Annotated in this window: 11 protein-coding genes; 5 read left to right on the top strand and 6 right to left on the bottom strand. The window is 49.9% G+C overall.

The genetic code is table 11. From position 1 onward, the window contains the following. From U9P07_07950 to U9P07_07925, 6 genes are all read right to left on the bottom strand, one after another. Window positions 1–1,339, bottom strand: a 1,339-nt coding sequence (locus U9P07_07950) for a hypothetical protein (GenBank protein ID MEA2109336.1), incomplete at its 3' end; no start/stop codon positions are given. 108 nt (window positions 1,340–1,447) lie between these two features. Then, window positions 1,448–2,560 carry a transglycosylase SLT domain-containing protein gene (locus tag U9P07_07945; protein MEA2109335.1) on the bottom strand — a complete coding sequence of 371 codons (1,113 nt, stop codon included), beginning with the start codon at window positions 2,558–2,560 and terminating at the stop codon, window positions 1,448–1,450. 318 nt (window positions 2,561–2,878) lie between these two features. Continuing rightward, window positions 2,879–3,781, bottom strand: a complete 903-nt coding sequence (locus U9P07_07940; GenBank protein MEA2109334.1) for a nitrilase-related carbon-nitrogen hydrolase — start codon at window positions 3,779–3,781, stop codon at window positions 2,879–2,881. Then, on the bottom strand, window positions 3,778–5,235 hold the full coding sequence (locus U9P07_07935) for a trimethylamine methyltransferase family protein (protein MEA2109333.1): 1,458 nt from the start codon (window positions 5,233–5,235) through the stop codon (window positions 3,778–3,780). The genes U9P07_07940 and U9P07_07935 overlap by 4 nt, the downstream gene beginning before the upstream one ends. A 95-nt stretch (window positions 5,236–5,330) precedes the next feature. Beyond that, window positions 5,331–7,154 carry an ASKHA domain-containing protein gene (locus U9P07_07930; GenBank protein ID MEA2109332.1) on the bottom strand — a complete coding sequence of 608 codons (1,824 nt, stop codon included), beginning with the start codon at window positions 7,152–7,154 and terminating at the stop codon, window positions 5,331–5,333. 299 nt (window positions 7,155–7,453) lie between these two features. After that, entirely contained in the window at window positions 7,454–7,900 is a 447-nt protein-coding gene (locus tag U9P07_07925; protein MEA2109331.1) for a hypothetical protein, read from the bottom strand. Between the two features lie 219 nt (window positions 7,901–8,119). Here U9P07_07925 and U9P07_07920 point away from each other — a divergent pair, with 219 nt between their 5' ends. The 5 genes from U9P07_07920 to U9P07_07900 are packed head-to-tail and all read left to right on the top strand — an operon-like array spanning window position 8,120 to window position 12,398. Then, complete coding sequence (locus tag U9P07_07920; GenBank protein ID MEA2109330.1) at window positions 8,120–9,094, top strand: ATP-binding cassette domain-containing protein; 975 nt, start codon at window positions 8,120–8,122, stop codon at window positions 9,092–9,094. Further along, complete coding sequence (locus U9P07_07915; protein MEA2109329.1) at window positions 9,091–9,804, top strand: ABC transporter permease; 714 nt, start codon at window positions 9,091–9,093, stop codon at window positions 9,802–9,804. The genes U9P07_07920 and U9P07_07915 overlap by 4 nt, the downstream gene beginning before the upstream one ends. A 3-nt stretch (window positions 9,805–9,807) precedes the next feature. Continuing rightward, complete coding sequence (locus tag U9P07_07910; protein ID MEA2109328.1) at window positions 9,808–11,496, top strand: Gldg family protein; 1,689 nt, start codon at window positions 9,808–9,810, stop codon at window positions 11,494–11,496. A 58-nt stretch (window positions 11,497–11,554) separates the two neighbouring features. Then, complete coding sequence (locus tag U9P07_07905; protein MEA2109327.1) at window positions 11,555–12,181, top strand: DUF4340 domain-containing protein; 627 nt, start codon at window positions 11,555–11,557, stop codon at window positions 12,179–12,181. Between the two features lie 58 nt (window positions 12,182–12,239). After that, window positions 12,240–12,398 (top strand): hypothetical protein, encoded by a 159-nt coding sequence (locus tag U9P07_07900; protein MEA2109326.1) that lies wholly within the window; start codon window positions 12,240–12,242, stop codon window positions 12,396–12,398. The last annotated feature ends 2 nt before the right edge of the window (window positions 12,399–12,400 follow it).

The following is a 12,400-nucleotide window of genomic DNA, read 5'->3' as shown; positions in this document are numbered from 1 at the left end:
TGTAAAAGTAGGCGCTTAAGGCTTCCACCAGGCTGGAATAAACCGGGATGTCATCCTGCATGAAGTCCCGGGCTTTGTGCCGGTGAAATGTGCTCCCTCCCAGCCAGGCATAGAATATTCTGACTGGAGATCGCAGACGGATTTTTTCTACCTCGGCGACGATTTCCTGAGGTTTGATAAAACCGTTGATAACCATGAGGATGAGCAGAGTGTCGAAATTGCCTGATTCCAGGACCGCGGTGATTGTTTTAATGAAATGCTGATTGTCAGCCGTCGCCCCGATATCAATAGGACTAACTCCGGTTTCCGGCACCGGGATGGTTGCTTCCAGCCGGTTTTTGAGCTTTTCATCAATTACCGCCGGCGGCATTTTTCGGCTTAGCAGCTGATCAATGGCAAAAATCCCGAGGGCCTCGGAATTGGTGATCAGAGCATAACGGTTGCCGTAAGGGATATTCCTGCTTGAAAGACTGGTGGCCGCGGTGAGCAGTTGTTCGATGTTTTCCACCGAGATAATGCCGGCCCGGCGGAAGGCGCTTTCATAAACTTCGCTGTCCCCAACCCCCCGGTTGCTGGTATTCCGCAGCTGAATAAGTGATTGTATCTGGGGATGACGACCGCTCTTGAGGGCGATAATTGGTTTTACCCGCGATACGGAACGGCAGGCGCTGAGGAATTTTTTGACGTTTTTGATATTTTCCATGTAAAGAGTGATGATGGCGATCTGTTCATTGCCGCCCAGGTAGTCAATCAGGTCGCCGAAATCGATATCCAGCAGGCTGCCGATGCTGACCACGTGGCTGAAACCGATATGCTGTTCCCGGGCGATGTCGAGAATGGAGGTGATTAATGCCCCGCTCTGGGAGATCAGGGCGATCTTTCCCTGGTGGGGCATAGTCGAATGGTAGGAAGCATTCAAATGTTGCCGGGGAATCAAAAGACCGATGGAGTTGCTGCCGAGAATTCTGATCCGATGCCGGCGGGCTTGGTTTAGTATTTCCCGCTGTAGTTCCGGAGAAGTTTCCTCGGTAAAACCGAGCAGGACCAGGTTGGCAACCGCGTCAATATTGCGGCAGCGGAAAATTTCTGTGACCATGGACAGCGGCCGGGCAAACATCAGGATATCAATGGGTTCATCAATCTGTTCCAGGCTGCCAACCTGGATGCCTTTAATTTCGGGGGGCAGGCAGGAAGAGGCGATAAAGTAGACCCGGTGCCGATTGTCCAGTTGTGACAGGTTGTTGATCAGCAGCTGCTCTTTATAGCTTCCTGGGCAGAAATCCGCCATCACTGCCAGGCAGCCGGGGGTGAAAAGCTGATCGAGGTTTTTGGTGCTCATGAGGATTGGTGGTTCCTTGGCGGATATTTTTTTAAGGCGGCTGCAAGTATATTTCTTTTTTTACCCAATCGTCAAGTGTAGTTAATGATTAGCACTCCCCAGCCGCTTTCAGCGGCTGTCGGTACGATGACCAACCGGGTAGATGATCAGACGATCACCAGGATGAATCGGGCGGTTGAGGTCGATGTGGTTCCATATCAGAATCGCGGGCAGGGGGACGCGAAATTGTTCGGCAATGGTTGAGAGATTATCGCCGGGCTTGACTATATAGAGCCGCTCTTTTCTCTTTTGACTCCATTTTTGGTGGCCCTGGTTGAAACGCTCTTGAAACCCCGGGGGCGTGTTTTCGGGGATAGCCAACGTGTAGGTTCCCGGTGCCAGATAATGACCGCGTAACTCCGGATTCAAGTCTTTGATCCGCTTGAAATTGGTCTGTGCCGCTTGTGCTACTACCGTTAGGCTGGTTTCTTCGTAGCAGGTCATTTCGATGGTCATAAACTCAAGGGGAGGATAATAATCCTCGTTTTGCAAGTGGAATCCGTAGCGCTCCGGCTGGGTCATGATCAGTTTGGCCGCCAGGATTCGAAACAGGTAACGTTGGGTTTCCAGCGGCAAGTAGAGGCGGTAGAAGTTGTTGCTATCCTGGGCCAGGATTTCCGCCTGCAGCCCCTCCTCCCCCATGTTAAATGCCGCCACCGCCAAACTCCAGGAGCCGAATTTTGTATAAAGCGCCGAAAAATAAGCTATCGTGGCCTTGGTTGAAGCGGCCAGGTTCCTTCGTTGATCGATGAACCTGTTGACGGTCAAGCCATAGCGACGGCCGGTTGCCGGTAAAAACTGCCAGAAACCGATAGCTCCCTTGGGTGAACCAACATGCGGTCTCAAGGCGCTCTCGGCCAGGGCGACGTACTTCAGTTCATCAGGCAGACCGGCTCGGGAAAGCATGGCTTCGATAAAAGGGAAATAGCGGCTGGATCGCTTTAGCCATAAAATCGCCTGATCCCGATCCCAGAGCGACAGCAGGAGCTCTTTTTCCATCCGCTCCCGCACCTCAGGATCATTCAGCGGCACTGCCTCACCACAAAATGTAAGTGGCCGGGTCAGACGGAGGCTTTCTACCAGTGGAGGCCTGGAGATTGCCTCCCCCGCGGCAAAGGAGGAGCCGCTGAAAAGCAGGCCAACCATCAGCCACATTATTATAAGACCAAGACGTAATAACATAAAAATATTCCTTAAGCTGAATTGAACGGTACTTTTTTTATCATAATCTCAACTTTCTGAGTTGATCTAAAAACAGTTAGACTGTGGGGCGCGCTAAAGCAATGTCCCCGATTGTCCGCCGCGAATCATCTCGTGTGATTCGTTCGGCGGCCAATACCGCCTGCCTGTCGGCAGACAGGCTATGAGCCAAGCCCGAACATCCTGCTAATATGTACCTGGCAATGTAACTCAGAAAGTTGAGTCATAATGTAATGCAAGGTATAAGGTCCAAGGTTATAAGGTTTTTCCTACTGTCTCCGGGCTGCCGATGCTCGATTATCATCTTTTCTTTGTATATAATATCCTTGAGAGTTCCCGATGGGTGAAGTGTGGGTCATCATTGCGGAGGTAGGGAAGTAATATTTTCTTTTTCCGCAGCATATCTTTATCTATCTCCGCGGAAATTTCATCCGGCTCGTGCAGGCAGGCCTGGGCGACACGCTTACCAAAAGGATTAATAATCTCACTCCCCCCCCAGAACCGAAAATAATCATTATTGTTCAGATCCTCAACCTCTTCACCTTTCCTGTCTTTGGCTCTTTGTTTTCGCGGCCTTTCATAGCCGACACGGTTGGCGCAAATATTATAAATTCCAAAAATTCTCGAATAAAAGGTGTTGATAATCCCCCAGCTTTCAATATTGCAGAATTCATCGCCCATTGAGCCCTGTGAGGAGTTGAATATGGTAACCATTATGTCAGTCTTTTGAGTAATACCGAGGTAAGGAAGAGATGGATGCCAGAGATCGTTGCAGATAAAAACCGTGATATTGAACCCATTAAGTTTGAAACCCGATATTCTCTTGCCGTGTGAAAAATATTTTTTTTCTTCAAAAACGCCATAATTAGGCAGATTCAGTTTACGGCAGCAATATTGAAGCTCGCCGTCCACCGCCACCAGAGCGGCATTGTAAAAGTTCATTGAACGTGACTCTTCGATAAATCCGACGATTGCGGCAGTGCCCCTGGTGGCGGCAACCAGTTGCTTGATTTCCGGAGAATCCACTTTCAGCGCTACTTCATGGTAACGTGGGCCGACAAAGTATCCCGTCAGGGCCAGTTCGGGAAAGACGATAAGCTGTGAGCCGAGTTCCCGATATTTATTGATTTTAGTGATGATCTCTTCAAGGTTGGTCTGAATTTCAAGAAGTTTTGGTTCCGTCTGGCAAATCGAAATTTTCATGGCTTTCGTCCTTCCAGAAGAATAGTAAAACGCTTGCGTATCTCCTTGTCGATATCAGCGGGGATATGATCTGGATGTTCTTCAGCCAGCAAGTCACGAGCGATCCGTCTTGCCCTTTCTCTGGCATCGAGAGGTTCGTCGTCTTCTCCACGGGGAGTGTTTTTGTCCGCCAGGCGCGGGAAAATGAATGCCTGGCGCATATTCTTTTTCGTGTGTTTTTGGGTCAGATAGGTGCCGCCGTGACCTACTTTCTGAATCACTGACCGCGCCAGGTTTTCTTCATCAATTATAATTCCGCGGTTGGCTCTTCGAGCCATGCAAATGATATCATTATCAATAACATATTGTTCATAGGCAACGGTTTTCAAGGAATCAAGCATGCCGGCGGCATGGTGAATGAGATTGGCACCGGAGTGGACGGATTGCATGAGTGAAAAGGCCTTTTCATATCCTGCCTGGATATCAGGAGTACGGCTGTCGGTAACCCCGGCCGAGTTATAGACCGGGATGTCGTAAAACTGGGCCATCTGGGCGGCGGCGCTGTTTAACATGCCGTATTCGACCGCTCCTCCTGAAAAGCCGCCGGTATGCATGTCGGCAATGGCTGGTACCGCCCCATAGATCACCGGGGCTCCTGGATTGACCAGCTGGCTGTAAACAATGCCGGCCAGCAATTCGGCATTCATCTGGGCCAGGGTGCCGGCCATGGTTACCGGGGATGTGCTGCCGGCCATGGGAGCCGTGCCGATTACCACCGGCATATTATTGCGGACAAGCTCCGTCATAATCGCGGTGGTCTCGGGATCCATACACAGGGGACTGAGGCAGCAGGAAGTAATAAAAGAAATAACCGGGTTGTCGCGCAGGTTATCGAAACCGCCGCACATCAGGCTTGCCATTTCAATGATATCCCGGGCCGATTCCTCACTGTAAACCGAGGCCATCACATGTTTCTGCGTCCCGGCAAGGGCGGCATAATATTTATTGACATCAAGGTGCTCCCGGGGAACATCCTGAGCAACCACGGGACGGACATAAAAATCGATGTTGTCAAGGCGGTCGACAAGACGGGCAATATCGTAAATATCCTTGAGAGTTGACAGGCGAGACTCGCCGGTTTCAATATCCAACACGTTGAGAGCGGCTCCACCGGTTCCGGTAAATGATTGAGTGCCTTCGACGATTAATGGCGGTTTGTTTTCATGTGCAGCCAGAACAATTTTTGCAGGAACAGAGTCCAGGGCCTTGTCAAGGAGGCCGAAGGTGATATGAACGACATTATCTTCGACCCTGGCTCCGGCCTGACGGAACAGATCCAGGGCCTCCTGCAACTCAATCTTGATACCGGTTGATTCAAGAATGGCTAAAGAAGTTTCATGGATTGAGACTATACCACCAGCATCCAACTGGGCATAACTTGTTTCCTGTACTGTGCGCTGGGCGATTTTTCTCATAATTAACTCCTGAAATCAATTACCAGTTATGAAAAATTTCTTTCATTTTTGCCTGCCTTAAATCTGACGATTTTACTGTGCCATCAATTTTTAATTTATCTTTCGCAGGTCGATCGCATTTTCATATTCCGGGAAAACATCCGGTTGAAATCAGGATAATTAGACAATTCCAGATACCTGATCCGTTCGGGAAGTTTTTTGGCCCGCTGCCTCTCATCCACTGACATCAGTATCTGGACCGCACCTTTACCGGCAACGTTCCCGACCCCGGAAATCTTTTCCGCGGGGATGTCGGGCAGCAGTCCTGTCGCCAGGAGATCACGAATATCCAGGAAATTACCGAAAGCTCCGGCAATACTGATTTTTGCCAGAGAGTGACAATCAATACCCGCTTCCTTGAGCAGAATTTCAATCCCGGTCTGAATCGCTGCCCTGGCCATGACAAGTTCTTCACCGATGTCTTTCCAGGTGAGGATCAGCTGTTTTCCGGATTCGGTCCGGTCTGCTGGAACCAGTATGATGCCCCGATGGTCTTTGTCCAGCATTCCGGCCGGGATGGCTTTTTGCCGCAAGGCGCCCCGCGTGTTCATCAATCCCTCTCTTTTCAGGGCGGCGGCCACGGATATCAGACCGGAACCGGCAATACCTTTGGCCGGTTGGTCATCAATAGTGTGGCATTGCAAAGCGTTATTTTGTATTACCGCCCGATCTATGGCGCCGGGGGCCGCCCGCATGCCGCAATTGATCCTGGCACCTTCGAAGGCGGGTCCGGCCGCGGCAGAGCAGGCCAGGATATCTCCGGCCACAGTCAGGGCCATCTCGGCATTGGTCCCGATGTCTATCATTAGATGGGGCGGTTGCTCACGGTCAAAATCCAAAGCCAGGACGTCGGCGATAGTATCGGCACCGACAAAACCGGAAACCACCGGCGGCAGATGGACTGTTCCTTCCGGTGCTATTTCAAGCCCCAGAAAAGCGGCCGCTACGTCCGGAGCATTATTGATTACCGGCGTAAAGGGGGCAACCCCGGCGGGATAGGGATCAATCCCCAGTAACAGATGATGCATGCAGGTGTTACCGACAATCACTGCCTCATAAATATGTTTACGCTGCACACCGGTTTCACTGGTCAACCGGTCAAGGAGAATGTTCAGGGAGCTGATCGCGGCTTGCTGCAATTTATTCAGCTCCCCGTCGTGGGCCCGGTCTATCCTGGTCATCACGTCTTCGCCAAAGATACCCTGGCGGTTGGAAATGGCTGCCTGACCCAGCAGGCGACCTTTATTAAGCTCCAGAAGATAGGCGGCAACCGTGGTGGTGCCAAGGTCAAAGGCTATACCGTAATTATCCTTGGTAGTATCCTTTTTTTCAATGTCAACCACCCGGTTACCGGTCAGGGTTGCCGTTATCTTCCATTCGGATTTTCTTAAAATTTTGGCTAGCGCCGGTAGAAGACCTGGCGCGATTTCTGCCGCGGAAAATTTTTTCTGCTTTAGTTCATAAAAGAGACGTTCAACGTCTGCTCTTTGATCCGTAAGGCACGGCCGGGGCAATTCCAGATAGATCTTTTTGCTGTTGGCATTAACCTTCAGTCCACCAAGTTCCATGCCCAGCTGGGTTTTGTACTGGGCCTTGATCAAGTCTGCAACTATTTTCAGGGTAACTGATTCCAGCGGGTAAGTCTGACAGGCGAGGCGGATGTTGTTGTCAAGTTCATCATTGGTGAGAAGCTGGTATTCCTGCCCAGTCGGTTTGCTTACCTTCCCGGCAATAATTCTGACTTTGCATTTACCACAGATCCCTTTGCCGCCGCAAGTTGACTCAATTCTATCAATACCGTTCTTTTGTAAAGTATCAAGGATAGAAAGATTGGGCTCGCAGGAAACTTCCTCCCCCAGCGGTTTTAAATGAATAAACATACAGCTTTTCTAACATGCTGTCTTATCATGCGGCAAGAAAAAACATACAATTTTTTCTTATTTCTCACGGAATGCTTTGCCTGCTTGTCACACTGGTTTGCACCTTTGCTTCGCTTACACCCTGAGCGACAGTGAGGAAGTGCCCTTGGGGTGCTTCGAACGGGGACAGAATTGAATTCTGCCCCCACATCGAGACAATTTGGAAGTAGTACCCGAATATTTACAATAGAGAAGGACCAGCGGGTTGGTTAATCCACGCTGGTCCTGCAAATGGAGGAGGGGGTTATGAAATGCTTTATTTACGCCGATCGGGGCTGAGCTTTCCGCCAGCCGGCATCCATGAAGGCCTGCATTCGGTTAATGCTCCAGGATTTAATGGTTTCGACATATTTCTTCTTGTCTACTTTGGCCAGTTTAACTATTTCTTCCCGTTCCCTGATACTTTCAACCATGTCGGTGGGGGTGACCCCCTGCCAGGTTGAATAACGCTCGTCAAAAACAAATTCCGGGGTTATCTGTCCTGCCGGGATCTCCATTTTGGCCAGCAGAAATTTTACCTGCTCCATGTCATATTCGATGATCCAGCCGTTGTCCACCAGCATGGTGTCATTGTTTACCGTCACCTCTCCACTGCATTCCGGGCAGTAAACTTTCTCAATTACGGAAGGCGGCAGAATATTATTCAAATTATTGAATTGAGCTTTTTCTTCTCCGCATTGACAAGGGAATTCAATTTTCATACACATGATCGGGCCTCCTTGATAATTGTATTTAAAGTATTAACTAAATGAATTTAGTATTATTTAGCAGGTGAAAAAGTTGATGTCAAGGGAAAAATGACAAAAAAATAAAAAAATAATTTTTTTCTCATTAATTTTTCTCTTCTTGACAAAAAAAATGTAGAGATTATATTCTTCTGCTTTCGTAAATTTTTCAAGACAGTCTTATGCCTGTAGAGGAGCTTTATGATTACCGTAACTTCACTGAGCAAATATTATGGCCATCAACCGGCAGTTGATGACATTTCTTTTGAAGTTCCCAAAGGCCAGATTCTCGGTCTGCTGGGGCCCAATGGCGCCGGCAAAAGTACGACGATGAAAATGTTGACCGGCTACCTGGCCCCCACCAGTGGCAGCATTTCAGTGGCCGACCATGATGTCCTTACGGAGTCATTGGCAGTGCGTCGTTCCATTGGTTATCTGCCGGAAAATAACCCGCTTTATGATGAAATGAACGTCCTGGATCACCTGCAATTTGTCGTCCGCATGCGGGAAGTCCCGGAGGCCCGGGTCCGGGATCGGCTGCGGTCGGTGATTGATGTTTGTGGCCTGGAGGAGGTGCTGGAGAAAAATACCGGCCAGCTTTCCAAAGGTTATCGTCAGCGTTTGGGTCTGGCTCAGGCCATCGTTCATGATCCTCCGGTCCTGATCCTTGATGAGCCCACTTCGGGTCTGGATCCGAACCAGATTGGCGAGATAAGACAGCTGATTAAAACCCTGGGCAGTGAAAAAACCTTGATTCTCAGTACCCATATTCTGCCTGAGGTCCAGAGTACCTGTGATCGGATTTTGATCATGAACCAGGGGAAACTGGTGGCTGATGGTTCTGCTGATGAATTAGCGGCGCGGACCGGCGGTGAAGAAATTATCCGGGTGCAGCTGAAAGGGAAGCCGGATGATTGTCAGGAAAAGCTGCTGGCCATCCCGGTGGTTGCAAGGGTGGAGGTGGCGGAAAGCGGTGAGGTGGGAGTGACAAGCCTGCTGATTACCGGGCGGGATGGGGTTGAAGGTGATCTTCGGGAGCTGGTATATGAGGTGATTCGGGGTGAAAACTGGTCCCTGCTGGAACTCTATCGGCAGCGCCTGAGCCTGGAAGATATTTTTAAACAGTTGACTCTGGGTGATACCATGGATGATGAGCAAGTCAGGAGGGCGGTATGAGAAAAGGCTTGACGATTTGCCGTCGGGAGTTGTCTTCTTATTTCAACTCACCGGTCGCTTATATAGTGATTGTGGTCTATCTGTTGATTTGCGGCTGGTTTTTTGCCGCTAATCTCTTTTTTGATCAGCAGGCTTCCCTGCGTGGTTTTTTCGGCATGGCGCCGCTGATGTTTGTTTTTTTCGTGCCGGCCATCAGTATGGGGCTGCTGGCTGAAGAACAGAAACATGGTACCGCGGAGCTGCTTTTCACCTATCCGGTGACCTCTTTCGCGGTTATGGCCGGGAAATATGGTGCGGCCCTGCTGCTCATGTCGCTGGCTGTACTGCTGACTTTTCCCTATATGCTGACTATTATCGCCCTGGGGAAACCTGATCTCGGTGCCCTGTTTACCGGTTATTTCGGCCTGTTGCTCATGGGGGCGGCGTTTATGGCGGTGGGGCTCTGGGCCAGCAGCCTGGTGAGAAACCAGCTGTCGGCGTTTATTTTAAGTTTCCTGGTTTCATTCTTTCTTTTTATTATCGATAAATTCATTGCCTGGATGCCCCCAACCATTGGCAGGGTTGCCGGTTATATGAGTGTGGAGAACCATTTTAAGGCATTATCTCGCGGGGTTATAGACAGTCGCGATCTGGCTTATTATCTGAGTGTGATTGTGCTCTTTTTCTGCTGGTCTCTTTACAATGTCCAGCGTCGCAAGTGGAGGGGATAAGCCATGGATGCTAAAAGAAAATACGGCTTTAACGCTCTGATTGCCCTGCTGGCGCTGGTGGGAATCCTGGTTTTTGTTAATCTGCTTTCCCAGCTGGTTTATAAACGTTTTGACCTGAGTGAAGGGCGGATCTACACCGTTCCTGAGTATACCAGACAGTTGCTGCATAAGCTCAAAGATCCGTTGCAGGTGAAAGTTTATTTTTCTACTGAGTTGCCTTTTCCCTATAGTGAATATCGGCGTTTCATCGGCGAGAAGCTGGAGGAGTATCAAGTCTTTGCCGGCCGGAACCTGCACTATGAGTTCATTGATCCGGATCTGGACCCGGAAGTAGAAAAACAGATGAAGCAGTTGGGGATTCCCCAGATTCAGCTTTCCGATGTTTCCAGTAATAAACTGGAAGTAAAAAATTGCTTCCTGGGGATGGCCATTTATTATCAGGATAAAAGTGAGGTGATACCTTATGTACAGAAAACCGATGACCTGGACTACAAGATAACCAGCCTGATCCGGAAATTGACCTCTACCCGTCAACCGCGGGTGGCCATTGCCACCGGTAATGTTCCCATGGTTCAACGTGACCTGAGCCAGGTGATTCAGGTATTGGAACAACAGTACAAGCTGGTTTTTCTCGATCTGGAAAAAACCAAAGAGCTGGATGATCTGGCGGATGCCCTGGTGGTGCTGGCCCCGCGGAAAAAATTAACCACCTGGCAATTTTTCCTTATTGATCGCTATGTGATGGCCGGAAAGGGGGTGGCTTTTTTTGCCAGCCCGCTGCGGAGTAATCTGCAGGCAATGATGGCCTGGAAAAATCAGGAAAATAATCTTGATGAGCTGTTGCATGCCTATGGGGTAGCCATTAACCCGGATCTGCTGATGGATGCCCGGAATGAACGAATTTCAATCCAGAGCCGCCAGGGCCAGTTCATGGTTTCCAATATGGTGAACTATCCGCTTTTCCCCAACCTGGTGGACCTGAACCGCAGCCAGGTGATGGTCTCTGATTTCCAGAGTCTCCACTTCCCTTTTGTCAGCACCGTTGCTCCCCTTGATGGGATTACGGGCGTATTTACCTGGCTGGTTCGTTCATCATCCAAAAGTAAACTGCAAACCAAAGGTTTCGATATCGACCCTTATAAAAACCATGACGTAGATAGCTTCAACCAGGGGCCTTACGTGGTGGCGGCCACGGTAACCGGGAAGCTCTCCAGCTATTTTGCCGATCATCCCCTGCCACAGCCGGCGGCGAAAGATGAAGAGAAACCGTCCGGCAAGGAGGGTGAGGCCAAGACTAAGGAACAGGTTGATAAGACTATTGATAGCGAGAATAAAAATAATATTCCCCCGGTGGAGGAATTGCAGCAGTCTCTGATGAAGGCCACGGATAAAGGTAGATTGATTGTGGTAGGCTGCAGTGATTTTATGAAGAATGATTACCTGGACGGGTTGATGGCCTCATTTTTCTTTAACAGTGTTGACTGGTTGCTCCAGGATGAAGGGTTGATTGGCATCCGCTCCCGGGGGATGGGAAATAGGCCTTTGAAAGAAATAGAACCGGCCATGCAGCAGGCGATGGTTTATGCCGATATCCTTTTGGTTCCGTTTCTGCTGATTCTGGTCGGCCTGCTGCACTGGCGGTGGCGCCGTCGGCGGATTAAAAAACGGGTGGCCCGGTTATTGGAGAAATAAGTAGTTTTCGAATGAATACTGATCAGGAAAAAGCAAGGATCAAGATAGGGGTCTGGCAATGAAAAGTAAAAATACCGTACTGGTAATTGTTTTGTTGTTGGTTTGTGGCGTTTTTTATTGGTTTATGAGCCGGGAGGATGAGGGGCGGCATAAAAACACCGGGCAACAGCCGTTTGCGGCGGCCGAACCATCCACCTGGCAGCGGCTGGAATTTTCTGCCCCGGGGAAAAACCCGGTAACGTTGGTGAAAAAAGATGACCACTGGCAACTGGTGGAAATGACGGTATGCAAAGTAAAAGAGGAAATGGTCCGGCAAATCCTGACGGCCCTGCAGAGCCTTAAGCTGGACAGCCTGGTGACCTCCGGCAAGGAGAAATTTGCTACCTACCAGGTTGATGATAAAAAGGGCATTCAGGTGCATGGGGTTACTGCCGGCGGGACGGTGGGTCTGGTGGTTGGTAAGGTGGCGGCTGATTTCATGCATAGTTATATCCGCTTGGAAGACGATCAGCGGATATTCAGGATCAACGGGCTGCTCGGTCATTTTTTTGCCCATGATCCGGCTGATTTTTGCCAGACTGAGGAGAAAGGGCAAAAGGGAGCAGAAAATGGCAAAGATTCTCAAAAATCCGGGATCGACGGGGAAAAGGCGGCAGAGCTTAAGGCTCCGGAAAAGAGTAAATAAAGCAATATATCCCAACTTTCTGAGTTGCTCTGAAAATAGCTGAAAGAAGTCTCCAGGGATGTTCCGGCATGGCTCTCGCTCATTCTCGCCGGCCGTCCATGGCCTGCCTGTGCGTGCCGCACGCAGACAGGCCGGCTTCCGAGGCGTCCGCCGCGAATCACATCGTGTGATTCGTTCGGCGGCCAATACCGCCTGCCTGTCGGCAGACAGGCTATGAGC

This window comes from Pseudomonadota bacterium (assembly GCA_034660915.1).
Taxonomy (GTDB): Bacteria; Desulfobacterota; Anaeroferrophillalia; order Anaeroferrophillales; family Anaeroferrophillaceae; genus DQWO01.
Note: the sequence above shows the minus strand (reverse complement) of the source record. Positions and strands in the feature narration are given on the sequence as shown.

Coding starts and splice junctions, on each gene's coding strand:
- U9P07_07925 (MEA2109331.1), bottom strand. CDS start 7,900: ATGTGTATGAAAATTGAATTCCCTTGTCAATGCGGAGAAGAAAAAGCT.
- U9P07_07945 (MEA2109335.1), bottom strand. CDS start 2,560: ATGTTATTACGTCTTGGTCTTATAATAATGTGGCTGATGGTTGGCCTG.
- U9P07_07910 (MEA2109328.1), top strand. CDS start 9,808: ATGGATGCTAAAAGAAAATACGGCTTTAACGCTCTGATTGCCCTGCTG.
- U9P07_07920 (MEA2109330.1), top strand. CDS start 8,120: ATGATTACCGTAACTTCACTGAGCAAATATTATGGCCATCAACCGGCA.
- U9P07_07905 (MEA2109327.1), top strand. CDS start 11,555: ATGAAAAGTAAAAATACCGTACTGGTAATTGTTTTGTTGTTGGTTTGT.
- U9P07_07935 (MEA2109333.1), bottom strand. CDS start 5,235: ATGAGAAAAATCGCCCAGCGCACAGTACAGGAAACAAGTTATGCCCAG.
- U9P07_07900 (MEA2109326.1), top strand. CDS start 12,240: ATGTTCCGGCATGGCTCTCGCTCATTCTCGCCGGCCGTCCATGGCCTG.
- U9P07_07930 (MEA2109332.1), bottom strand. CDS start 7,154: ATGTTTATTCATTTAAAACCGCTGGGGGAGGAAGTTTCCTGCGAGCCC.
- U9P07_07940 (MEA2109334.1), bottom strand. CDS start 3,781: ATGAAAATTTCGATTTGCCAGACGGAACCAAAACTTCTTGAAATTCAG.
- U9P07_07915 (MEA2109329.1), top strand. CDS start 9,091: ATGAGAAAAGGCTTGACGATTTGCCGTCGGGAGTTGTCTTCTTATTTC.